The 25,111-nt window shown below is 63.0% G+C and carries 15 protein-coding genes and 1 pseudogene; 8 read left to right on the top strand and 8 right to left on the bottom strand.

The window, feature by feature from the left end; genetic code table 11:
- Positions 1 to 6,273, top strand: a complete 6,273-nt coding sequence (locus K3F48_RS04635; RefSeq protein WP_222574246.1) for a hypothetical protein — start codon at positions 1 to 3, stop codon at positions 6,271 to 6,273.
- Between the two features lie 43 nt (positions 6,274 to 6,316).
- Entirely contained in the window at positions 6,317 to 6,799 is a 483-nt protein-coding gene (locus K3F48_RS04640) for an amidase domain-containing protein (RefSeq protein WP_222574247.1), read from the top strand.
- A gap of 194 nt (positions 6,800 to 6,993) precedes the next feature.
- Here the strand turns inward: K3F48_RS04640 and K3F48_RS04645 are convergent, their stop codons facing one another.
- The 8 genes and pseudogenes from K3F48_RS04645 to K3F48_RS04675 form a co-directional block, all read right to left on the bottom strand.
- Positions 6,994 to 8,307, bottom strand: a complete 1,314-nt coding sequence (locus tag K3F48_RS04645) for a hypothetical protein (RefSeq protein ID WP_222574248.1) — start codon at positions 8,305 to 8,307, stop codon at positions 6,994 to 6,996.
- Positions 8,298 to 8,738 (bottom strand): hypothetical protein, encoded by a 441-nt coding sequence (locus tag K3F48_RS04650; protein ID WP_222574249.1) that lies wholly within the window; start codon positions 8,736 to 8,738, stop codon positions 8,298 to 8,300. The genes K3F48_RS04645 and K3F48_RS04650 overlap by 10 nt, the downstream gene beginning before the upstream one ends.
- Before the next feature lie 442 nt (positions 8,739 to 9,180).
- Positions 9,181 to 11,517, bottom strand: a complete 2,337-nt coding sequence (locus K3F48_RS04655; RefSeq protein WP_222574250.1) for a DEAD/DEAH box helicase family protein — start codon at positions 11,515 to 11,517, stop codon at positions 9,181 to 9,183.
- A complete protein-coding gene (locus K3F48_RS04660) occupies positions 11,517 to 13,487 on the bottom strand; it encodes a site-specific DNA-methyltransferase (protein ID WP_255608288.1) in 1,971 nt (656 codons plus the stop codon). Before K3F48_RS04660 ends, K3F48_RS04655 begins: the two co-directional genes overlap by 1 nt.
- A 21-nt stretch (positions 13,488 to 13,508) precedes the next feature.
- On the bottom strand, positions 13,509 to 13,829 hold the full coding sequence (locus K3F48_RS04665; RefSeq protein WP_222574251.1) for a HigA family addiction module antitoxin: 321 nt from the start codon (positions 13,827 to 13,829) through the stop codon (positions 13,509 to 13,511).
- A gap of 265 nt (positions 13,830 to 14,094) precedes the next feature.
- A pseudogene (locus tag K3F48_RS24180) lies at positions 14,095 to 14,211 on the bottom strand (IS630 family transposase); the annotation flags it as partial.
- A 446-nt stretch (positions 14,212 to 14,657) separates the two neighbouring features.
- Complete coding sequence (locus K3F48_RS04670) at positions 14,658 to 16,844, bottom strand: ATP-dependent RecD-like DNA helicase (protein ID WP_222574252.1); 2,187 nt, start codon at positions 16,842 to 16,844, stop codon at positions 14,658 to 14,660.
- Complete coding sequence (locus K3F48_RS04675; protein ID WP_222574253.1) at positions 16,834 to 17,190, bottom strand: WGR domain-containing protein; 357 nt, start codon at positions 17,188 to 17,190, stop codon at positions 16,834 to 16,836. Before K3F48_RS04675 ends, K3F48_RS04670 begins: the two co-directional genes overlap by 11 nt.
- Before the next feature lie 258 nt (positions 17,191 to 17,448).
- Between K3F48_RS04675 and K3F48_RS04680 the strand changes: the two genes are divergently transcribed.
- The 6 genes from K3F48_RS04680 to K3F48_RS04700 all read left to right on the top strand — a co-directional run bounded on the left by K3F48_RS04680 (position 17,449) and on the right by K3F48_RS04700 (position 25,028).
- A complete protein-coding gene (locus K3F48_RS04680) occupies positions 17,449 to 18,390 on the top strand; it encodes a DUF3991 and TOPRIM domain-containing protein (RefSeq protein ID WP_222574254.1) in 942 nt (313 codons plus the stop codon).
- Entirely contained in the window at positions 18,387 to 19,313 is a 927-nt protein-coding gene (locus tag K3F48_RS04685) for a hypothetical protein (RefSeq protein WP_222574255.1), read from the top strand. Before K3F48_RS04680 ends, K3F48_RS04685 begins: the two co-directional genes overlap by 4 nt.
- Positions 19,297 to 21,414 carry an ATP-dependent helicase gene (locus K3F48_RS04690; protein ID WP_255608291.1) on the top strand — a complete coding sequence of 706 codons (2,118 nt, stop codon included), beginning with the start codon at positions 19,297 to 19,299 and terminating at the stop codon, positions 21,412 to 21,414. The genes K3F48_RS04685 and K3F48_RS04690 overlap by 17 nt, the downstream gene beginning before the upstream one ends.
- Positions 21,415 to 21,599: 185 nt before the next feature.
- A complete protein-coding gene (locus tag K3F48_RS04695; protein WP_255608293.1) occupies positions 21,600 to 23,876 on the top strand; it encodes an adenosylcobalamin-dependent ribonucleoside-diphosphate reductase in 2,277 nt (758 codons plus the stop codon).
- 35 nt (positions 23,877 to 23,911) lie between these two features.
- Positions 23,912 to 24,508, top strand: coding sequence for a hypothetical protein (locus K3F48_RS24185; RefSeq protein ID WP_255608295.1), 597 nt, complete (start codon positions 23,912 to 23,914; stop codon positions 24,506 to 24,508).
- Positions 24,393 to 25,028, top strand: coding sequence for an alpha/beta hydrolase (locus K3F48_RS04700; protein WP_255608325.1), 636 nt, complete (start codon positions 24,393 to 24,395; stop codon positions 25,026 to 25,028). Before K3F48_RS24185 ends, K3F48_RS04700 begins: the two co-directional genes overlap by 116 nt.
- The last annotated feature ends 83 nt before the right edge of the window (positions 25,029 to 25,111 follow it).

The following is a 25,111-nucleotide window of genomic DNA, read 5'->3' on the forward strand; positions in this document are numbered from 1 at the left end:
ATGGCGCTTACCAAAATTGTCCATTGTCTAGCGGACGCCGAGCCAGCCTCCTATCACCCCGGCGACAGCACGAAACCCCTGTTCGCGATCAACCTCAGCTTCGAATGCCGCTCCGATACGGGCGGCACGCCCGGCGCTGGCGAGGAACACGATGCGCGCGCCCTCTTCGAGAAGTTTCTGCAGGCCGTTCAGAAGGTCCAGTTCTACGTCTGGTCCATCGACCCGGGTCCCGCGCTCGCCATCGTCAGGCCGGAGGCCGACCAGGAGTCCGAAACTCCGTTCGCCGATCCCGCAGATCTGTTCGCTTGGCTGGATAAGCTCGATCCGAGGAAGGAGAAGCGCCGCTACTGGTCGAGCGCGGAGAGTGAAGAGGCCGGGAAGGAGACCGAGGTTGATTCGACGAAGGTCGGAGCAACGCACCGGCTGCGCGCCGCGCAGGCCTGGAACGCGCCCATCGCGCACAAATTCGCGCTCACCCATCTGCTGAGGCCGCCGGTCGTCGGCAAGCCTTATATGCTGCTCCCCTATTTCGCCGATCCCAGCGAGCGCCCTCATGCGCCCACTCTGATGAACGCGCCCGGCGACCCGGTCTGGGAGGTCAAATACGATCCGCTCGGCGGCTTCGGCGAAATCATTTGTCGCGTCGACCTGCTGACGGACCCGAAACCGCTCGACCTGACGACGGTGGAGGATGCCCTGACCGCGGACGGCTTCTTCAAGGTCTACCCCGACGCCGACAATCTGCGACGCGCCACGCGCTGGTTCGAGGCGCGCGCGGCCTCTCTCACGGCGCCGACGCTGGCGCTGGCTCTGCCCCTCCGTCCCGGCGAGGATACGGACGAGGCCGAATATGGAGACCTTTTCGAGCCGGCGCCAGCGGAAGGAGGCGGCGTGTCTGTGTCTCCGGTCGCCGCCTGGGCCGCCGCCGCGAGCCTCTGCGCGGCGCTCGACAACCTTGATATTGGCATGCTCAAGCCGACCTCCGAAGGGCCGCTGCTTGAGCCGTTCGTCAGCGCGCTGCTCGACGCGCTCGGCGGCCTTCCGGAAGTTCTGCAACTGAAGCGCGAAGACGTGCGGGGATCGATTGTCGCCGAGGCCTTGCGCAAGGCCATGAGGGAAAGCCCGCTCGCGCAGAGCACGCCCGACCGCCGTGCGCTGGTGAAGGCGTTGCGCCACGTGCACGGCCTCGAGGCGATCGCCGCCAACGCGCCGCTCCAGATCCGGTATTTAGACGCGCTTCTGCGCCGCTTTGACGGCGACGCGACGGAGTTCGACGGCGATATCAAGGGCAATGGTCTCGACCTGCTGGTGCGGGCGCTCTTCAACGCCGAGCAGCGGCTGCAGGATGAGGGCGGAGCCGAGGAAGCGATTTTGCGATGGATCGAGACAAGCGCCCCGAACCTCGCGGGTCCACCAGCGCAGAAATTCGCCGAGGCCTACGCCGCAGCCATCAATCGGGGCGGCGACGACGCGCTCATCAAGGCCGTGGCGATGCAGGGGACGCCGATCGCCTGGAGCCAATTCCGCGAGCGGCTCACCGGACCGTTCAACGGCGCCGAGGCGATCCGGGTCGCGGCGGGCGGCGAGTTCCTGAAGGCGGCGCTGAAAACGGCGAACGCCGCGGCGGCCGACGCATCGAAGGACTTCCGCAAGACCGTCAGGGAGGCCAATTACTTTGTCAAACGCCTGCTCGGCGACGACGCGCGCCCACCGCAGCTCGGCGTCTTCGGTCCGCTGCTCGACGTCGCCCCGACGCCGGAATTCCCTGGCAACGCCGGCCAGAAGACGCTCGTCGCGACGCGTCTCGAACACGCCTATCTCGCTGCTGTCATGCCGCTCGACACGCTTTTCGACGCCACCGCTCGCTTCGCGCCCGACACTGCGCCGCCACCGCTCGCCATCCAGATCGCCGGCGACATCGACGGATCGCGGATCGACGCCTTCGCCAAGCATCTGAACGGCGTCGCAGTCGGCATCCGGCGCCTCGACAGGGCCGCGGACGGCGACAACCCGTGGGCACACGCCAATCTCGCCGATCTCGCGTGGAAAGACGGGGCCGGGGGCAGGGCCAGCGGCGTGATCCATCCGATGCTGCCAGCGGCGGTCGAGGGCCGCGCGCCGATGTTTGTCGAATACCAGGGCTTTCCGTTCGCCAGCAGCGAATTGTCGCAGACCCGTCTGCCGGACAGCGAGGCCGACGCGGGCGGCCGCGCCCCGCCCTTCTACCAGGTGGGGTCCTCCTCGGCGGCGGGCTTCGCTCGCACTCCGCGTCTGGCCTACGGGCGCAGGTTCCAGAGCTTCGCCTTCGTCACGACCAACGCCGGCTCGCTGCCCCTGAAAGTACAGGGCCCGCGAAAACATCCATGGATGCCCGGCGCGGACCTCGAGGCGCCGGACAGCGCGTTGATCGCCGAGACCGACGACAGCCGCCGCACCGCGATTGGCCAGGCGGCGATGGAGGAAGTGCGCGCCGGCGTGGCCCCGCTGCGGATCGGAGCGCCGATAACGGGCGTTACGCCGCTCGCGTCCGACTATCCCCGCATCGGCCTTTTCGCGGATCGCGCTTTCAACGGCGCGCGAGACCTTTTTCGCGAGTCGGATGGGCGCGGGGCGCTCGTTATCGGCAGCGCCACCGTCGCCGAAATGACTAATGTATCGAGCCTCACGGACCTGCGGTGGACCGGGGCGCCGGAGCGGTTGCGTCTGCGCTTCTTCGACGGGCCGGCGTCCGACCCAAATGCGGCCGGAATCCCATTTCTCCTGGAAAACACGAACGCGCTCACGCTCGCCGAGGTGACGTCGATCCGCATCGCCTCCACGGCAAAGCGCAGCGATCCGCACGATTCCGTCAGTCCACTACGCGTCGCGTTGACGATCGGCTACGGCGACCAGACCCAGACGCAGGAGTTCGATGCAAAGTCCGACGCGCTCTGGCTGCGTCTCGTCCTTGAAGCGAATTCCCCATCCGTCATGACCTGCGCGGACGTCGGCGCGCGCTCGCCCGACGGCGTCGAAGCGCCCGTGCTGCTGATGGCGCCCGGCGGCGACAACTGGGTTGCCGGGCTCAGCAAAGCGGTGACGGTCAGGGTGCATGCGCCGCGCGTCGGCTATCTCGACTTCGACCGCTGGCTCGGCAATTCGGATCTGCGCCAGCGCCTGCTGCCGGGCGACGACGCCGCCAAAGTTGACCGCTTCGAACGCGCGCTGCTCACCGCCTATGTCATGCGCCACCTCGACAAGGAACTCGCCGCCGCGCTCGATCGGCTGCCCGATCTCGCCGTGGAGCAATTGCGGCTGGAGCTTGTCGTGCTCGACCAATTGGCGGGAGCGGCTGCCGAGCCGAAAACCGCGACCTTCAACCTTTTCGGGCGGCTCAAGGGCATTGTCGATAGTCTGACGCAAGACGTCGACTGGGACGTGGATAACCTCAAGCAGAAGATTTTCAACAAGATCGAACAGGCGTTCTTCTGCACGGTCGAACTGTCCCGCGGCGACGCTGTCGTTCTTCAACCGTCTGAAGGTGCAGCTTTCGCCGTCAAGGTCCCGGACGGTCATGTGGCGCGGCTGTCTGTGGATGCGCTCGTGCGCTCCGAGGATTTCCAAGGGGATCTTGCTGCGCATCCCCCGCGACCCGCCGTTTTCGACTCGCGCCTGCTGCAGTTCGCGACCCGCTGCCTCGAGAACAAGTTTGTCGCCTTCCCGGCCGCCGCCGTCAGGATCGAGACGATGCTGGCCTTTACGGACGCGCAGAAGGACGGAGCGCCGTCGCTCGCCAGCGACATGATCGTCTCGCAGCCGGTTACGGGCTCGCGGCGCTACGAGATCGTCACGAACGATCGTCTGCCGGACGCCAACCGGAGCGAGCGAACGCGCTTCTGGCGCCTCATCGGCGAGATCGACGTGACCTCGCAGCGCTGGCGCCCGACGGGGCGGCCGATCTATCGCCACATCGCGCCGCGCGACCATCGCGCCTATCCGGATGCGCCGATTGATTCTGCGCTTCCTCTCAAATACGACGACGGCGAAGTAGTCCAGTTCGAAGCCGAAGCCTTCTTCGACCGCTCGAACTTCGACGCGCAAACCGTCACGAAGGCGCTTCTGCCCCTGCCCTCGCGCACATCGCTGCAAACGCACATGTGGGACGCGCCTTCGGCGACCTATTTCCGCCACCGGTTCACTTTGCGCTCGCGCTACGCCGGCGCGTTGCGCGTCCGATCCGAACTCGAAGCCTGGAAAGCCCAGCCAAGGGATCCGGCGACGGCTTGGACGATGCGCGTCGCGATGCTGGCGGAACCCGCGCGCATCCTCCTGACGCGGCCGCAACTGCGGGCGCTGATTCCGCTGACGACGGCGCCGCAGGGCGAGGACGACGAACGGACGGCGCCGCCGATCCTCGCCGTCTTGCAGGAGCCGCCGTTCGCGCGCGGCGGCCTCGCCGACCGGATCGACGCCGAGATCAAGATCGGCTTCGGCTATGGTTTCGCCGACGACAACCAACCCGTGGAGATCCTGCGGTCGCGCAAGGAGATCGGTCCGACTCCATACCTCGATTATCGTCCGCTCGACGAGACGCTCGCGCTCGGAATGACTTTGACCGTTGAGGGTCCGGTCGGGCTCACGTTCGACACCGGCGGGGCGAGCGCGCCGGCCTTCCCGAACAGTCTGGTGACGCTAGCGCCGTTCGCCGTCGGCGGCGTGACGGAGAAGCAGCCGCTCGAAGAGCATTTCCTGGGAGTGTCGCTGCGCCGTCACATTGATCCCGAATGGACTGTCGAGCAACCGCAGTCCATTACCGACGCACTGGACGCCGAGCGGGCCTGGTGGATCGAGTTCGAGCCGATAGGCGAGATGGATTTGCTGAAATTCGGCGCCGCGATCGACAGTTCGGCGCGGCTCCTGTTCGTGACGAAAGTGGGCGGCGTCTTCGAAGCGCGCGCGACCAAGCTCCCTGTCGACGGCTACGTCGCCGGAGCCGAGGAGCAAGATGTCGCCGTCGCGCGGCTGGACCCCGCGATGTCAAAGCGGCTGATCCTGCTGCATCAACCGATCGCGCCAGAACGCTACGCGCTTTCTCTGCACGCCAGCCTTACCGCCGACACGGCCAAGGGCCGCAGCAGCGCCACGGTGATGCTGGCGAGCTTCGAATGGTCGCCGCCGACCGGCGAGGGGCCGGGCACCAAGCCCGCCTTCGTCAAGCTTTTCCCTGCGGCCAACGCTCGGGTGAGAACGGCCACGTCGAGCGCCCCGACGTTCCTCGCCTGGACGCGGATCAGCCGCGACTTCGACTTCGTGCATACCGCGGCGCATAAACCCGCCGAAGTCGGGCAGACCCTGACCGCCGAGCCGGCGCGGTTCAACAGCGTCGTCGCCATGCTGACCTCCGACCACAAGCGCATCGTTCTCAAGCGCGAAGGCGAAGCCGCCGCCACTTGGCCGGTGTCCTCGACTTTTTTCAGCGAGTACCCGCTGTACGTCCACCGCCATCTCGCAGCGCTGACGACGCGCTATATCCGCGAGCCGGGGCGGCCGGTCGAGACCTTTTGCCGCTCGGCGGTGCTCGCCGGGAACGCGACGCCGCTGACCCCGCCCGACGAAGGAGGGGCGGAATATCCGGCGGAGGATTGCGTGCGCATCGTCGAGTTCGAGACGCCGGCCGCGATCCTGTGCGATCACAGCCTCGCGGCTCCGCCGACCTACCGCGAGGCCTATTTCGATCTGATGGCGACCGGGTTCCGCCAGGGAGGCGCCTTACGGCTGCTGATGCGGCTTGTCGGCCCTGACTCGCATGTGCGCAAGTTCGCCAGCGTGAAATTCACCCTGCGCACGACCGCCGGCATAACGTTGCAATTCGAGACGCTGCTCGCCGTCGACGACGGAAAGCCTTTCGCCAAGGCGCTCGAATTGCACATCTGCGCCGACAGCGTCAAAGTCCGGCAATTGCGCGCGGACGGCCGCATGACGCCGGCGGCGACGGTCGCGAACGGCTTCACGCTTCCGCAGGCCGATGCCGCCGATCCCGGCCTGTTCCTGCGCGTCGATGCGAAAGGCGGCGGCGGCGCTGAGTTCTGGACAGACGTTTCACTTCTGCACGGGACCAAGATCGTCTCGGGCGAATTCGACTTCGATTGGCTGTTCGGCCGCACCGGCGGCGGCGATCCCGCAGGCGAGGTCCTGCCTCTGGCGCTGCGCAAGGCCGTCGAAGCTCAGGCTCGCATCATCGCCGTCTCGCCGCCGATCCCGGTCGTTTCGCACAACGAGTCCATTCCCGGCTGACAGACAGGCAGTCCCTCGGCAACCCGCTCCCGGAGACCCTATCATGGCCCGCCACGCCTACGACAACATGAAAGCGATCGGCTACGCCAGACAATGGTGTGGTCAGCAATCAAACGCCTGCGGCGTCTATTTGCAGGGCGGCAACAAATCGGACTGCGCGCATTTCCTCGCCCACTGCCTGGACGCCGGCGGCATAACCATTAGGGACCCGAGCAGCGCGGCCCCGCTCTGTCCCAAAGGACTGGCGGTCCGCAATGTCGACCTCGTCGACGAGTTGAACAGGCTCTCGGCGGCGTTCGACAATGTCAAGAAGATCGACCTTTCCGACACCATCATTGGCGACATCGGCTTCCTAAAGCTTGAGCGGCCGCGCCATGCCTTCATGGTCTGTGAAGTCTGGAGCCCAGTCGAGCATCCGCTTTCCACCCCGAAAGTCTACGCCCATTCGACGTCGCGCTGTTGCGAGGAGATGGACACGGTCTGGAGGCAGTGGTTCACGGACGCCTTTCGTCTGGAGGACGGCTGATTCCGGAGCCGTTCCCGATCCGGTGAAACCGTGCAACTTGGCAAAGACTAGGAGCAATAAAGCGTCGAATCCGTGGTGCCTCTAAGAGCAATTTCTCGAATAAGGGGCAATCGAGATTTCTGTTAGTAGGATGATATATTTAGTGTTTGTGTTCGCGCAGTTAAGGGCAACGCGACAACAGGGACAGCGGACTTTCAGGCCGATGGATTTTCGAATTCGAAGTCTCTGTCGTCGCGGGGGATGCGGCCGTTGTTTTTCAGTAGGGAATTGATCGTCATCTCCGACACGTTGAAAACTCCGGCCGCATCGTCCTGCTTTTCCGCCGAATAGTCGCCGGCCAGAAACTCGTCCACGGCGTCGAAGGGACTGAGCAATTCCGCCGCAAAAGCTCGCTGCGCCTTCTGGCGGTATGTTGATGCTCGCGTCGCGGGATGCAGCGTGCCGCTGGCGTCGATTAGTCTGTCGCCGATCAACCGGGCAAGATTGAACCGCCGGCTCGTTCGCCGAACCGACCACAGAACGATCCGGGAATCCATAGCGCCTTCGTCCAAAACGAAAGACAGTTTGGCGCTTCGCCCGTCATCTTTCGCGGTTAATGCCGTAACCTTGGTTCCAGCAAGCTCGGCCAGGCGCCGATCCGAAATAGCTGTAGCTCCCAGCTTCTCTTGTGCGCGGAGCTCTTGCGCAAGCCGGGCGCCCAGGAACCATGCCGCGGTGTCCGCTCCCCGCGGGACTTTGTGCGCGGAATCTAGTCTCACGGCGTCTCGCGGCGATCCATGATGTCCGTATCTTCCGGCCAGATCGCGAATATCGGCAGCAGTGAATATTTTCTCGGCGCGGCTGTCCGCCGCGATCTCCTCTACGGCGGTATCGCCCATCGCCGCAGCGTCGGCGACGAGTCGTTCGACGGCATCGTCTTCGACAGCGTCCGGGTCGCGTCCGAGGTAGGCTTCGAGCTTGCGGCGCTTGGCGATGTACGGGTTGTTTCGCTCGGCGGAGAGGTCGTCCCACAGGCGAGACAGATTGGAGTCCTTGATGCCTTCCGCCTTGAGACGTCCCAGAATCTGCAAGATGAACGCATCGCTAGCCGCCTCGAAGGCGGTCGACGGAATCACCGTGGGCAGGGCTCCGACATACCGAAAGGGTTTTGCCTCGGAGCGAGAGGAAGGCGCCGAAAGCAAGGCCGTTCGTAAACCGTCCGAGAAAATGGTCACATTGGGCCAGACATAGCCTTCACCGATGGCTGTCATTCGGTGGGCGTTATCCCAGCCTGGCACGGTTGATCGGGGCTCCCACCTCAAACGCCACCAGTTCCAGGCGAGCCACTCGGCCACATGGTAGCCGGAAACGAGCGGTCCCGACCGGTAGCCGTTGATAAAAGTATCGAACCCTTCGGTGAGGAATCCATGAGCGCTGCGGATCGTGAAAAGGCCGAATGCCGCGCGTTCTTCGGGAGATCCCTCGCCGAGACGTTCCGGGGCAAGCGCCATTTCCAGGGTCATCGACATCGCAGTTTCCATTCTTTGCGAACATATTCGCGCATAGGCCGGTCATCTTCGCCGAGACGATATCCATGATAGTCCGTCTCGCGCTCCGGGCGAGTCTTTGCCTCATAGGCCACCCCGGCGTCATCAACCGCCCAGACATACTTAGGCACGCCGCCAGCGGAAAACTCGCTGAACATTCCATGCCTTATCCCCGAGCGGAACAATTCGACCGCCTCCTCCAACAACATCGCACGAATTTCGTCACAAGGCGATTTTGAAGGGCGAGGATTTTGCGGAGGGGCAAATCCATAATTCCCCGGATGAAGTTTATGGTTGCTCGATCCGACATAACGGAGCCGCTCGACCAACTTCTCTTTCGTAGCGCAGTCGGCAAAGCCTGCTGCTGCGATCCGGCGATCGGGGCGGTTTCCCTGTCTTTTTCGAATCGTCATCTCTTGTCCCGAACGACTGCTACTGCGCTCACTCCAACTCAATTGTTTAAACAGTTTAAACAACCAGTATGCCCAGTCTCAATATCCCCCGACAGTCCGACATCCGTGTCAGATTGTCGCAATTTTTGGGACTCCAGCGCATTGAAATTAAGGGACTTTCCTGTTGCACAATTGCAGGATTGATGCCCAATTCCTGGGATTGGCGTCGAGTTTGATTCGTAATTTGTGGAACCGGATTGCTGCGACACGGCCAGACTGTCCATGATTTTGATAACATCGACCCGCGAGAGTGCGAGGCGGCGCAACGTCGGGCGGAGATACTCTCCGAGCTGCCCGAGCGGCATTCGGGCGAGCGGGTTCGCGACGCCACGGCGGCTCTTGTGGTCGGCTGGATGACCAAATCACCAGCAAGATCATCGCCGAACTGGAGGCGGGGTCACGATTAACTTCGGAGGCAGAGATGAACTGCGTCAGTTGCGTTTTTGCAATGCGTTGGAAAGGGCTTCCCCTGCTTCAGCACCCATACGGTGTGTCCGGTCGACCCACTGCGCTTGCCATAGACACCATTGGCCGCGACCTCCCATTCGCCCATCGTAACCAATCGAATGACGAGTTCCGGTCCCTCTTCGATCTTTTCGATGAAGAAGAGCTTTCGCCCCGCATCTTCGGTGATGAGGTGATCGCCCTTTGTGTCGATTGCGGCGATCGTCTTATCCGCCCAAACTAGGAAGTCGGGATTGAAGGTTCGTGTATTGCCACGATCGAGGAGTGGAATGCCAAATCCACCCTGCGAAGGATTCCGGCACCACACACGGCGGGTCTTATCGAGGGCTTCGGCGAAGGGCCGCTCGAAACCGTTGAGATCGCTATAGCCCTCGTGCAGGGCGTTGCTGAACTTGACGATTTTCTTCTCGTCGACCGGCACCGAGCCCACTTCATAGGGATTATCGAGAGCGTTTTGTACGATTGCAGAATGCTCGATATAGGCCTCGACGACCTTCCGGGCCTGCTCCCGAATATGATCCGCGGCCAAGCTGTTATATTCGACGCGGGCATCGAATTTGGGATGCTCGATGTCGCAGAGATTGATCGGGTTGCGCTGGCGATCACCATGGCTAGGGAACAGGCGCTGCACTTCCCGCCGCATGATCCAGCGGGCTGTTACCGAGTTGCTATGCGAAAATTCCACCCATTCCTCGACCGCGCTCTCGCCGCTGCCGATCGTCTGCAGGACCTGAATGCGGCCGCCCTTCCCCACAGTGTTCACGCCGCCGCCGGAGTAATCCTGGATCGCATCGACGACGGCCTTGATCGGCGCGCTGGCGTGAGTGCTGTCGATCGAGACGGTCGGCAGCGTCCTGGATTTCAACGCCTCCAGGTATGGACGGCTGCCGCTGCCCGTGCTTCTGCGGACCGTGAGGGAGATTTCGGGGCTATCGGCCGCGAGCTTTCGCTTCACGTCGGCCAGTATCGCCTCGAAAACGCCCTTCTCGTCGGTCCGGATGTAGAAGTGTGCCGTATTCAAGATGGGCGACGGATAGTGCTGCGCGCCGGGCTGACGAAGGACCCGACCGACAACCTGCGTTACCTGGTCGGCCGAGCCCATATCCTTATCGATATAGGCGAAAGCACATTCGGGATCGTCCCATCCTTCCTGCAAGCTAAGATTGAAAATGACGTGCTTGAACTTGCCGGCGATGAAATCGTCGTAATCGCTGTCTCCTTTGGAAAACAGGTTGAAGCTGGACGGTGGTGGAAGCTTCGAATCGAACTTGAGATCGCAATAGATCGCGATCGTGCGGGGATCGACGCCGGCATGCTCGACAAGATGCCGCCAGATCAGGATCGGCCGCGCTTGCCGATCCCGGAAGGGGCGCTCTACGTCGTCGCGCACAGATACGCCATCAGCGGCATTCGTCGTGCTGACATAGATTGCTTTCGGCCGGAACGGCAGGCCCAGAGCGGCCGCCGCTTGCTCCGCCGCCTTCATTTCGGCCAGCATGTCGTCGACGGCGCTTTCCATCGGCGTCACGTAGCCGCCGAGAAGGATGTGCTTCTTCACTAGGCCGGAAGCAACGACCTCCGAGCTGCGAACGGTCGTGACGAAATCCGCGTCCGTCCACTCTTTGTCATGCCGAAGGCGGCCAATGGTCCCGGCCAGCGCTTCCGGGATTCGCATAGTGGCGCTTGCGGCGATCAACGCATCCGGTTGCAGTTCAAGGAGGAGCTGGGTCTGTAGGTCCGACAGATTGTGTCCTTCGTCATAGACGACGATAAGCTGCCGGCGTCTGCCAGCAGTGTCCTTTCGCGCTTTCAGAAGATCCCACAAAGACCGATCGGCTACATCGAGCTGTACGCGGAAAATCTTCCGATCGCCCTCTTCCTTGTCGCGCTGATTGAATTTCCCCACGGTGGCGACGAGAAGCAGGCCACTATCACCGCTTTCCACGTCGGCTGGCCGGCATTCGAGAAGCGGCTTGACGTTGAACCCCCCGACGAGGCCGGAGTATTTGCCGGTCGAGAGATTGGCATAGGTCTGCCAGACCACCACCCGGCCCTTCGACAGCCACAACACGATCGGCTCCAAAGGAAGATGGCTGCGAATTTGCTCGACCGTATCGGCGAGAATGAGGGTTTTCCCGCTTCCCGTGATCGAGGACAGGTTTTGATAGAACGGCACGATCTGGGTGCGCCGCACCGTAAGCGGGTCCTCCATATAGGCAAGAAATCGGTCGGCGATTTGGCTGGAGGCATCGGCCTGAAATGGCAGCAAATCCATTAAGCGCGAGCCTCATCATCGTTGAAGGGGTCGCTATTTTCGTTCAGCCCGAGGTGCGCCAAAATCTTGTCGGGGATCTTCCAGAACTGGACGTTGCGGGACTGGTAAACCTCATAGCGGGCATAGACATGGAATGGCGGCTTGAGTCCCGCCTTCTCCGCGTCTTTGAGCACGATCCTGTAGCTATCGCGGTCGAGCTGGCCCACCGGCCCTCCATTGTTCCAGATGATGAAATACCCCTCTCCTTGCTCGTTGCGGCCGACCAGGTAGGTGAATTTAGGATCGTCGAGACGAATGAGCGTCGGGCTGTTGCGCCGGCCCATTTCCCAATGCGAGGTGATAACCACATCGATCAGCTCGTCCTTCTTCATCGAGAGAACGGCCTTGGCATCGATCTGCCGCGTAAGGGCCCGGAACTCGAAGCCGCCGCCGAGGGGCGTTCCCTTCTGGTTTGCCCAATCGCCCTCGATCACCCGTCGCAAGCGATCCGCAGTGAGAGACCGGGCATAGCTGTCACCGCGTTCAGGGCGGCCCTGCTCCACCAGGATGAACCGCCGCTCGGAACCTGAAGCCGCATTCATCGAGAGCACCGCGTGGCCTGTTGTGCCGGACCCCGCGAAGGGATCGAGCACCAGTCCCTTCGGCGGGCACCAAATCTGAATGATCTTGGAAAATAGCTTGAGCGGCTTCACCGTCTCAAAGCTGTGCCCGCGGCCAACAATGGCATTCAGCTCATTGACGCCAGTCTGGCTATGACCGGACTCTTCATGGTTCCACGACGTCGCGCCTAAGATCTCCGGCGAGTCGTATTCTTCATCGGCCCAATAGGTCATGGGGATGACGCCGCGGCGGACATCTTTCAGGTATTTTTTCAGACGGAAAGCCCCATAGCCGCCGTCACGCCAATAGCCGACCGGCCAGGTTCCCTTTTTCAGGATGGCTTCCGCTTTCTTTTTTGCTGTTGCCAAGGAGCCTTGGATTGCCAAAGCCGGAGCCTTCCCGTCCTTGAGGTCCTTCGACACGTAGGTTGAGCCCCAGGCTTCGAGCATGGACTTTACGCGCGCTCGCTCGGCCGCCCAGCAACGGCCGTCGGGCGGATACATCATGTCGCCGGAGAATGGCGATTGAATCGCATAAACTTGGCCGGCATGGGTGTCTGCGCCGGGACCGCTTAGATCGCCGGGCGACCAAGGCTCGGGATCACCATCGATGGACTCATAGCGAGCATTCATACGCTCGGTGCGATCAAGCAGCCGTGTCTTCGCCACATCGATATTGTTGGCATAGACCAGAGTGTATTCCGTTGCCGTGGATACGTGCGCGCGCTTGCCGACATTGTTCTTGGGCGCATAGTTCTTCTGCCAATTGATGATTGCGATGCGATTTTCCTCGGTGAAAATCTCATCGAGCATTGTGCCGAGCCTGAAAAGCTCCCGGTGATCGATGCAGATCGCCAGTACGCCGCTCGGCTTCAGCATCGCCTTCATCATTTGAAGGCGCGGCCACATGAACCGCATCCATTTCGTATGGCGCGCACCGTCCTCCAGCGAGACGAGAGGCCCCAAATCCGGATCGTTCGGATCGCTGTCCCAGCGATCATTGTAGCGAAAGTCGTTACCCGTATTGTAGGGCGGGTCGGTTACGATCAGATCCACTTGCCCGCGATGCTGGTAGAGAGTCGCAAGCGCCTGCAGATTTTCGCCTTCTATAAGAGTATTCCGCGACTGCTCCTCGGCCGAGCCGACGTGCAGTTCGGTTATGCGCCGGGTGACGCGAGGACGCACCCGCTTGGCAATTTCCATGGCAGCTCGCTTGCCGCTGAAGCTGAGCGCAACGCCATTGCCTTGCATTGCGCGGACGGCTTGGATCAGCTCGTCGCGGTCCAGCAGCTCTAGGGGATCGACAGCCGGGGCCGATGGGATTGCCGCGGGGGTGCCAGGCGGCTTCTTCTCGATCTTAAGCGCCATCATTTCCTCGAAAAACTTCTGTGTTCAGGCCAGCGCTGGTTGGGGGGCAGGCTTGTCCTTGAAAGGCGCAACGATGATCTCCGCCTCCCGCTTCCGGACCTCGGCGATGTCAAAGCTGCTCTGCATCCGCATCAGCGTTTCCATCGAGACGCCGAAGGCTTTTTCGATCCGGAGCGCCATTTCAGGAGAAAGGTGCGCGCGCTCGTTCAGGAGCTTCGATAATGCCGGCCGTGTGACGCCGAGCACGTGCGCGGCATCTGTCACCGATAGCCCGCGGGCTTCGATGATTTCGGATTTCACGAATCCGCCCGGATGGGCGGGGTCTTTAATGTGGGTGCGGGCCATGTGCATTATCCGATTCGTCCGCTATTTTTGTGCCCTGTAAAGCGACGCAATACAAGCCAAATTTCGATGACTTGTTCCCCGGAGAGCGCTCCCTTGCTGCGATGCCGTATTTGAATCAGTGCGGGGTCTTGACGCCGATCGACGTCCTTTAGCTTAGAAATTCTGCGCTCGGCAGCGGTCAAAAACCGAGCGCGTGTACCCATAACAACGCCGCAGACCAAACCCACCTCGACGAGGCAAGCAGAATCCGATCAAGTTGCATCGTGCCGCATGCGGCAAAATAGTTCGAACATTCAGATGGCGTGGGGCTTCGCAGCGCTTCGCCGACTGCCGCGTGGAGGGTCTCAGCAGGCCGCGCCTCGATGCGCTCAAGAACCGACTTCGCCAGATCTCGCATAAAACCAAATATACCGGCTCCGTCTCGTGCATTCTACGTCATATCGGTGTCGGAATATTTGCATTAATACTCGTGTACTTTACGGCGGTCAAAGCACTCAAGGCTTACATTAATGGTTGTCAAACTCATCGTAATACATGCCAAACCCAGTTTCCATATACTCCATCAACTTTCGCGCATCGGCGAGAGTTGCAACCACATTGTCCGCGAGCATCACTGTCGCCGCCCTTCACGAAGAGGAGATGCGAGAATGATGTTGTGAATGACCGCGCGCATGGCGGTGCCATTGTAGGATGCCAGAATGCCTGGACGTCCCATCGGGTAATTTCAGCCTGCTCCCCTGCCGCCCGCATGTCTAGATGCGTGCGGGGAAATGCCACTTCTGGCACATCGAACAGAAGGCGTTCCGAGTTTCAACGCGTCGCATCGCATCAGCGCGCCAACCACTCGCGGAGCTTCGTCCATCTCTCTCTGCCGGAGCCGCGTCTCACGGCCATCGCCAGCGCCTGGCGCTGACCGACGATGACGACTAGACGCTTGCCGCGCGTGACCGCCGTGTAGAGGAGATTGCGCGCCAGCATGGTGTAATGCTGGGTGGCCAGCGTGATGATGACTGCGGGATATTCCGAGCCCTGCGACTTGTGGATCGTCGTCGCATAGGCCGGGACCAAGGCGTCGAGCTCGCCGAACGGATATTCCACTTCGCGGCCGTCGAAGCTCGCGACGAGCGCGCCCTCGACCTCGTCGATGCGCACGACGGTTCCGAGGTCGCCATTGAACACGTCGCGATCGTAATCATTCTCGGTCTGCATGACCTTGTCGCCCGGCGCGAAGATCGAGCCGAACTTTTCCACCTTCGCCGGCGGGTCGGGATTGAGGGCCTTCTGCAGCTCGACATTGAGTGCTCGCGCCCCGAGCGCGCCTCGCTGCATCGGACAGAGCACCTGAATGTCGCGGATAGGGTCGAGACCGAAACGCCGCTGAATTCGGTCACGAACGATTTCGACGACTTTGGCCGCGCCCTTCTCTGGATCTGCGGCGTCGACGAACCAGAAATCCGAATCCTCACCGCGCCGCGGCAGTTCCGGCAATTCACCGCGATTGATCTTGTGGGCGTTGACGATGATGCGGCTCTCAGCCGCCTGCCGAAACACTTCGGTCAAACGCGCTACGTGTATCGCTCCGGATTCGATAATATCCGCCAGCACTTGCCCCGGTCCGACGGAGGGCAGCTGATCGACGTCTCCCACCAGCAGGAGCGCTGATGGCGTTGGGATCGCCTTGACGAGCGCGTACATCAGCGAAGTGTCCACCATGCTGGTTTCGTCGATGACGAGCAGGTCGCAGTCGAGCGGATTGTCCGGACCCCGCCGAAATCCGCCGGTCTTGGGATCGATCTCCAACAGACGGTGGATGGTCTTCGCCTCTATTCTGGTCTGTTCGGCCATGCGCTTGGCGGCGCGGCCGGTCGGCGCGGCGAGCAGAATTTTCACTCCCTTGGCGACCAATATGCGCAAGACGGCGTCGAGAAGAGTCGTCTTGCCGACGCCGGGGCCGCCGGTGATCACCGCCACTTTGGATCGGAGCGCCATCTCGATCGCCGCGCGCTGCGACGGCGCCAGGGTCTTTCCCGTCCGCTTTTCGACCCACGGCGCGGCCTTTACCACGTCGATCGCCGGCCAGGGCGGCGCGCCGTCGGCCAACGCCCGCAGCCGTTCGGCGACGCCGCGCTCGGCGGTATGAAGCCCACGCAAGAAGATGCAGGGCTCCCCGCCGATCGTGTCGCCGACGACTTCCGCGCCGGCGAGCCCGTGATCGAGCGCCGTCCGCACGATCGCCTTGTCGACGTCGAGCAGCTTGACTGCGAGCGTGAGCAGGCTCTCGACCGGTAGGCCGCAGTGACCGTCGTCAGTCGCCTCCTGCAGCGCGAACGACACTCCGGCGCGCACGCGCTGCGGCGCTTCTTTAGTGACGCCCATCTTCATGGCCATAGCGTCGGCAGTCCGAAAGCCGATTCCGTGAATATCGCGGGCGAGCCGATACGGGTCCTCGGTCATGACCCGAATGGCGTCGAACCCATAGGTCTTGAAGATGCGCGCGGCGCGTGACGTCCCGACGCCATGCGAGTGCAGGAACACCATAATGTCGCGGACGGCCTTCTGCTCGGCCCAGCCGGAGGCGATCTTATTGGCGCGAAACTCCCCGATTCCGGACACCTCTTTCAGCTTTTCCGGGGTCGCTTCGATGGTTTCGAAGGTCGCCACGCCGAATGCGGCGACAATTCTCGCGGCGAGCTTGGGGCCGATGCCCCGGACCATGCCGGAGCCCAGATATTTTTCGATGCCTTCCGCCGTCGTCGGAGGCGTGGTCTTCAGAAAATCCGCTTTGAATTGAACACCATGAGTGCGATCGGCGACCCAGACGCCGACAGCGTGAATATATTCGCCGGCCGAGATCGAAGCGGCGTGGCCGACGACCGGCACGAGGTCGCGCTTGCCGCGCGCTTTGACCTTCAGAACGGCGAACCCATTCTCTTCATTGTGAAAAGTCACACGTTCGACCGAGCCGACGAGCGTTTCCCGCGACGCGGCGGCGTCCGAGGGCCGTTCAGGCTTCACGGCGAGGCCCCGCCGCTTCGAATTTCATCGGGTCGCTCGATATTCTGAGCGTCGCCAGCAAAGGCAGCGCCGCCGGCGACGCGTCGATGACGCGATACTCGACGCCGCAGCGCCGAACGGCGCCTTTCCGACGGCGTAGGCCGTCGCGCACGTAAGCGCAGGCATCGTCCTCCGACGCGAATTCTCGCGCGAATGTCCGCCCCCGGCAGCCGATCCGGCCGAAGGACACGCGCACCATCCATTTTCCGAACAGATCGCGCCCGGCTTCGACGCGCCAAGCCCGGTGGCGGTTCGCCTCCGCATTGCGGCCCTGCAACAGGATCGCGATCTCGTCCATCGCCGCCATGCCGGCCCTCCACGCCCGCCCGCTTCGCATTCGCACACAAGTGAATCACGAATGGGAATCTGGAGCAAAGGAAGAGGGAAGATGGCTACCGCTAGCGCCGCCCACGCCGACAAGGGTTCGTCGCCGAGCTCCCGCGCGTTCCGCGCGCCCTTGCGGCGCGGCCGCCTCGCGGTCTGCCGACGGCGTTTTGGGAAAGGAAAAGGAGGATTCGAAGTCTCCGGCCCTTCCCGTGAAACCCGAAGGGAGCGCCGAGAGACCATGAGACATGACGAGGAGATCGAAATCTTGCGCGCGCGCACGAACTGCGCCGCGCTGCTGGAGCGATCGACGCCGCCGTGGCGGCTCGACCGCCGAGAGAGCACGAAGCATTGCCTCAAATATCGCCGCGGACGGGGAGAAATCCTGATCGTCAACCACGAGGGCCGCGGCTGGTGGGATCCCCAGAGCGACGCGAAGGGCGACGTCTTCGATCTCGTGCAGCATCTCGAACCCCGCCTGAATTTCGGCGAGGTCCGCAAGGTGCTCCGCCGGTTCACCGGGATACAGCCAACTATTCCTGCCGCCGACATTGAAAGGGGACGCTCTCCCGATCGCCCGCTCCCGATCAGATGGGCGCGCCGCTCCCGGCTTCGGCGCGGATCGCCGGTCTGGCGATATCTTACCGACGAGCGCCGCCTTCCTCCGAGCGTCCTGGAGACGGCTCGCGCCGCCGACGTCGTGAGAGAAGGGCCATACGGAAGCGCCTGGTTCGCCCATCACGACGACCGGGGAACCGTCACCCATATCGAAATCCGCGGACCGGATTTCAAAGGATCGGTGCGAGGCGGCGACAAGATCCTGTTCCGCTTGCCCGGCGGTTCGGAGCCGCCGACGCGCTTCGCCCTCGCCGAGGCGCCGATCGACGCGCTCAGCCTTGCCGCCTTGGAGAACATTCGCGCCGACACGCTGTATGCGGCGACCGGCGGCGGCATGGGTCAGAAAACGATCTCTGAGATCGAGGCGATCGTCGCTCGCCTCGCGCACATCCCGGACTCGCGCTTCTGCAGCGCCACCGACGCCAATCCCGCGGGCGACCGCTACGCGGCGCGCCATCGAGAGATCGCCGCGGCCGCCGGCGTCGCTTTCGAGCGATTACGGCCGCCCGTCGAGGACAGCGACTGGAACGACATGCTCGACCAACGAGAAAGGACGAAACCATGACATCACATCGCGCCTGGATGTTGCTCAAATCGGGCGGTCGGCTCGACCTGCTCGATCCGAAGCCGGATGCCTGGACCGACGAGGATCTCGCGATCGGGCTGTCGCGCGCCTATCGCTGGGGAGGACATTCGGCATGGGACCTGCCGCTCAGCGTCGCCCAGCATAGCCTCGCCGTTCTGGCTTTGCGCGAACGCGAAGGAAAGCTCACCCCCCGTGAGTCTCTGCGCGAGCTATTGCACGATGCGACCGAGGGGGTGGTCGGATTCGATGTGCTCATGCCTTTGAAGCCGCATCTCGGCGAGGGCTTCGCACGGCTCGATCGGCGCCTGCAACAAGCGGTCGATCGACGCTACGGTCTGCCGCCGTGGTCCGACGAGAGCTACGCCCTCCATAAGCGTGCCGATCGTCAGGCGGCGGCGAATGAAGCCTATCATGTCGTCGGCTGGAGCCGAGACGACATAAGAGCGAGCCTGCAGATTACGCTCGAGCCGCTCGACGAGGATCCCTTGCCCTTGCCGCCCGGCATGTCGCCCTGGGAGCCGTGGCCGCCGAAGCTCGCCAGCGCACTCTTCCTTCAAAGGCTCGGTGAGCTCGGCGACGCGATCGACGTCACCGACACCCTCGACGATATCGCCATCGACCACACGCTCGCGCAACTGGCCGAAGCCTTCTCCCATCTGCCCGAGGCGACGCGCCGTCGTTGCCGACACATCCCGACCGGCAAACGGGGCCTGGACACGCTCGTCCAGGTCGAAGCCGACGACGGTTCGCAAATCGTCGAGGGCGTCGTCGTCGACGGCGAACGCAACGACACGGGCGCCTTCTACTTCGACGATCACTTCGTCGTCTTCACCACTGTCGACACACAACGCGGAGAACTCATCCGCTGCAATGGAGCGAACTGCCATGTCGAGATACTCTGACATCGACCCGCTCGCCGGCATGGAGGAGTGGGACCGATACGAGCCTTGCTTCGACGAACCCTCGGAGCCGCAGCCGCCCGCCGACGCTTTTGACAAGACGGCAGCGACGCTCACGCCCGCCCAAGCGCAGGCCGCCGCGCATTTCGGGCCGATCCTCGTCCTCGCGGGAGCCGGAACCGGAAAAACCTCGACGCTCACCGCCGCCGTCGTGCATCGTATCGCCGTCGAGCGCATTCCCGCTTCGCGCATCCTCGCCGTCACCTTCACCAACAAGGCCGCCGCCGAAATGGCGTCGCGCATCCGCGCCGCGCTCGACGGCCTGGCGGCCCCCTCCTGGCTCGGCACCTATCACGGGCTCGCCGCCCGTCAGCTCCGCGACGCGCCGGAGATCGCCGCGCTACGGCCGAATTTCGACATTGTCGACGCCGACGACAGCCGCCGCTTCGTCAAGCGCGTCATGAAGGCGCAAGGCCTCGATGGCGAGGAGAGCGGCGACGCCAATGCACGCGATCCGTTGAAGATTATGTGCAACCGCATCGCGAAGTTCAAAGACAATCTGATCACGCCGGCCGGCGCCGCCGCCTGGGTCGAAGCCAAGATCGCCAAAAGCGATCGTTCTCGCGAGCCGGTCGATCCCCATACACTGCGCGCCGCCGCGCGCGTCTACGCCGATTATCAGCGCGCCCTGCGCAAGGCGAACGCCGCGGATTTCGGCGACTTGCTATTGTGGCCGACCCTCGCCATGCGCAAGGACGACGCCTATCGCGCGCGCTGGGCGTCGCGCTTCGATTGGCTCGCCGCGGACGAATATCAGGACGTCAATTTCGCTCAATACAGTTGGCTGAAGTCTTTCGCGGCAGAGCATGGACGTGTCTTCTGCGTCGGCGACGATGATCAGGCTATTTACGGTTGGCGTGGCTCTGATATAGAGTATATTCGTCGCTTTCACCAAGACTTTCCCGGCGCTGTGCAGGTCCGGCTCGAAGAGAACTTTCGATCGACCGGACACATACTCGCCGCGGCCAATGCGGTCATCGCTCGGGACCAGAAACGTCTCGGCAAGACACTCTACACACGAAAGGAGCATGGCGACAAGATCGAGATCGTCGCCTACCGCAACGCCCAGGCCGAGGCCGCCGGCGTCGTCGACGAGATCCTCGCCCGCCACGCCGAGGGAACGGGTTGGCAAGATATCGCCATTCTTTATCGCGCCTCCTTCCTGTCGCGCGGCTTCGAAGAAGCCTTGATGCGCGCCCGCATTCCGCATGTGATCGTCGGCGACGTCGGCTTCTATCAGCGCGCAGAGATCAAGGACGCGCTCGCGCTTCTGCGTCTCGCGGCGACGCCCGACGATCGCCAATCGGACGAGGCCTTCCGCCGGGTCATCAATGAGCCGCGCCGCGGCTTCGGCGCCAAGGCCATGGAGACGGTCGAGGCGGAGGCCTCGTTTCGAAATGTCTCGCTGCTGCGCGCCCTGGACACCGCCGAGCTACCGACGAAATGCCGCGCGGCCGGATTGCAGTTCGCCGACCAACTGCGCCGCATCGGCGAGGATCGCTCGCACACGCTCGCCGATCAGATCTCGCTGCTGCTCGACGCGAGCGGCTATCGCGCCATGCTGCGTGACAGCAAGGCCGAGAGTTCGGAGGATCGGCTCGAAAACCTGCAGGAGCTGATCTCGCTCGCCGGCGAGTTCCACACGGCGCGCGAGCTCCTCGATCATGCGGCGCTCGCCACCAGCCGCCCCGGCGAGGACGAAACCGACCGCGTACGCCTGATGACGCTGCACAAGGCGAAGGGATTGGAATTCCCGCATGTGTTTCTTCCCGCCTGGGAGGCCGGGGTGTTTCCGTCGGATTATAATCGTGACGCCGATGAGGAGCGCCGGCTGGCCTATGTCGCGCTGACGCGCGGTATGCGCCGCGTCAGCATCTCCTACTGCGCTTTCCGACGCGGCTTCGGAGCGCCGTCTCTATACGTCGATGACATACCCGAGGAGCACTGCGTCAGAGGACGCCTGCGCGATGCAGAGCGGCGCCGCGGCACGCCACGCCAACCGGTCGATTGGCGGAAGCTCCCGAGCCATTTGCGGCGGCCGTGAGCCGAGGCCGCAAGAAGGAACGAGAACCGAAAATCATTGAAGACACATATGCCGCCTGCGCGCCCATCGCCACAAGGGGTTGTCGCTGAGGCTCCCGCGCGTTCCGCGCGCCCTTGCCCCGACGGGCGTGAGGCGGTCTTCGGGGTTTTATCGGAGAAAACCATTCGCTGCTCGAGGAGCAAATCATGAATATGATATCCGCAACCCCATCGCGCCGGACAGGCGCGACGCTGCCCGCGATCTCGCAACAGATTTGGCACGAAAAATACAGGCTGAAAACACCCGCCGGAGAGCCGATCGACCTGACCGTCGAAGACAGCTGGCGTCGCGTCGCGCGCGCGCTCGCGAGCGTCGAGAACGATCCCGCGCAATGGGAGGGAGCCTTCGATTCGGCGCTGCAGGATTTCAAATTCTTGCCGGGCGGCCGCATCCTCGCCGGGGCAGGGGTCTCGCGCCGAGTGACCCTCTTCAACTGCTTTGTCATGGGAACGATCGAGGACGATCTCGACGCCATCTTCTCGCATCTTCGTGAGGCCGCGCTCACCATGCAGTACGGCGGCGGCATCGGCTATGATTTTTCGACGCTCCGCCCGAAGGGCGCTCTCGTCAAAGGGGTCGGCGCTGACGCCTCTGGCCCCTTGTCGTTTATGGATGTGTGGAATTCCATGTGCGGCACGATCATGTCGGCCGGCACGCGGCGCGGCGCCATGATGGGCGTCCTGCGCTGCGATCATCCCGATATAGAGGCCTTCGTCGCGGTGAAGGGCGACAAGACGCGCTTGCGCAACTTCAATCTCTCCGTCCTCGTCACCGACGCTTTCATGGCGGCGGTCGACGCAGACAAGGATTGGCCACTCGTGTTCGGCGGCGAGGTGTATCGCACGATCTGGGCTCGCGACCTCTGGGACCAGATCATGCGCGCCAATTTCAACTACGCCGATCCCGGCGTCATTTTCATCGACCGCATCAACGCCCGCAACAATCTTTATTATTGCGAGACGATCGCGGCCACCAATCCCTGCGGCGAGCAACCGCTGCCGCCCTATGGCGCCTGCCTCCTCGGCTCGATCAATCTCGCCAAGCTCGTGCGCGACCCCTTCACGGAGCGCGCCCACCTCGACGAGGACAGCCTCGCACGCCTCGCCGCAGTCGCCGTGCGCATGCTGGACAATACGATCGATGTGTCGGAATTCGCGCTCCCCGAACAGCGTGAGGAAGCGCTGGCCAAGCGGCGCATCGGTCTCGGCGTCACCGGCGTCGCAGACGCCCTGGCCATGTGCCGGCTGACCTATGGGACGCCGGAGGCCGCCGCGATGGCGGCCCGCTGGAATCGCTTGCTCAATCGACACGCCTATATCGCGTCGATCGGACTCGCCAAAGAGAAGGGCGCCTTTCCGCTCTTCGACCGCGACGCCTATTTGGCCGGCGAGACGGTTCGCAATCTGGACAGCGACATCAAAGCCGGAATCTTCGAGAATGGCATTCGCAACGCCCTGCTCACCTCGGACCCGCCGACGGGGACGATTTCGCTGTTCGCCGAAAATGTGTCATCAGGAATCGAGCCGATCTTCGATCTCACCTATCTCCGCAAGACACGCCAACCCGACAATTCGTTCGGCGAGCAGGAGGTCGAAGACTACGCCGTACGCCTCTACCGCGAAAAATTCGGCGTCGACGCGGAACTACCGGAATATTTCGTCACCGCGCAGACCCTGACGCCCGCCGATCACATTCGCATGCAGGCCGCGATTCAGGACCACGTCGACGCATCGATCTCCAAAACGGTGAATTGCCCGGCCGATATCTCGTTCGAGGACTTCAAGACGATCTACGTGGACGCCTATCGCTCCCGCTGCAAGGGCTGCACGACCTATCGTCCGAATGAGATCACCGGCTCCATCCTGTCGACGACGACGCCCGCAGCAACCGTTCCCCCGGAACAGCCGCATCCGGCGATCACGCCACGCCAAGAGAAGCTCGCCGGCGCGACCTATAAGCTGCGCTGGCCGGAAAGCGAGCATGCGTTCTACGTGACGATCAACGACATCGAAGAGGATGGGAGGCTGCGGCCCTATGAAGTGTTCCTCAATTCGAAGTCGATGGAACATTACGCCTGGGTCGTCGCCCTGACGCGCATGATAAGCGCGGTGTTCCGACGCGGCGGCGACGTCGGATTCGTCGCGGAAGAGTTGAAGGCCGTGTTCGACCCGCGCGGCGGGCATTGGAGCGAAGGGCGCTATGTCCCCTCCCTCGTCGCCGCCTTCGGCTCGATCATCGAGCGACACATGATCGACATCGGATTTCTCGCTCCGTCTGAAGCGATTGTCGCGCACGCTTCCGACGAACATCCGCTGGCGCGGACGCTCGGCCCGCTCTGCCCGAAATGCAGCCAGCCGGGCCTCATCAAGAACGACGGCTGTCTGACCTGCCGTCACTGCGGTTGGTCGAAATGCTCTGGCTGAGGTCTCATCGCCAGCCTCGTATGAGGAGACGTTTCATGAATGACTTGACCCTACGGCCGTCCTCGATCTCGGTCGAGCTGGACCGCCCGATCATGCCTGCGCGCCGCAAGTCACACCGGCAGCGCCACGACCGCCCCCAGCCAGTAGAAATCCTTTCAGCCGTGCCCGATCGCGCGCTCAACGCCCATCTCTGGGTGCGGCATCCGCAGGATTGGTACGTGGAGGAGAGCTGGGTCGATCATCGCTTCTTCGAAGAGGAGGCCTTCGAAGGTTCGATCTACGATCCAGCCTGCGGGCTCGGACGCATCGTCGAGGCCGCAAGAGCCGCGGGCTACAATGACGTCCGGGGCGAGGACCTGGTTTCTCGATCCATGTTCTGTGATCGCGCCGTCGACTTCCTATCCGAGGACGCCGGAAGGCAGGCGCCGGACAACATCTGTTGCAATCCGCCATTTCGAAAGTCGCGGGAGTTCGTCATTCGTGGCGGGCGCACCCGAACGCGGCGGCGTGTTGCTCTTGCATGGCGTGCGCGCCAACCGGCTCGCGATGATCGCCCGAATGCGCTTTTTGAACGAGGCCGGCTATTCCGTCGCCGCGATCGACTTTCGCGCGCACGGCGAGAGCACGGGTGACAAAATCACTTTCGGTCAAGAAGAGAGCGCCGATGCAGCCGCGGCGCTCTCCTATATGCGAGAAAAGCTGCCGGGTCGAAAGATCGCCGTGATCGGGCAGTCGCTCGGCGGCGCCGCGGCGCTCCTGGGACAGGGACCGATCACGGCCGACGCCTTCGTGCTCGAATCCGTCTATCCCGACATCGGCCGCGCCATCGACGACCGTTTGACGGCGCCTTTCGGTCCGCTCGGCCATCTCGTGACGCCGGCGCTGCTCGTCGTCGGGCGGACAATGACAGGCCTCGACCCGGCGTTTCTGCGTCCGATCGACCGGATCGAGAAGCTCCGCGCGCCGGTGTTCGTCATTTCGGGCGTTCGCGACCCCAATACCCATATCGACGAAGCGCGCGAACTTTTCGCCCGCGCTCCAGAGCCGAAGGCCTTCTGGGCTGTTGAAGGGGTCGGCCACGAGGACATTTATTTCCGCACCAACGCCGAATATCGCGAGAGAATCCAGGGCTTTTTCGGCAAGCATCTCTGAATTCGCGCCGAAAGAGCGCGGTCGTCGGAGCCGCGTCGAAGGCCCAATATATCGTCGAGGGCGGCGTCAGACGCACCGGGAAA

This window comes from Methylosinus sp. Sm6 (genome assembly GCF_019802345.1).
GTDB lineage: Bacteria > Pseudomonadota > Alphaproteobacteria > Rhizobiales > Beijerinckiaceae > Methylosinus.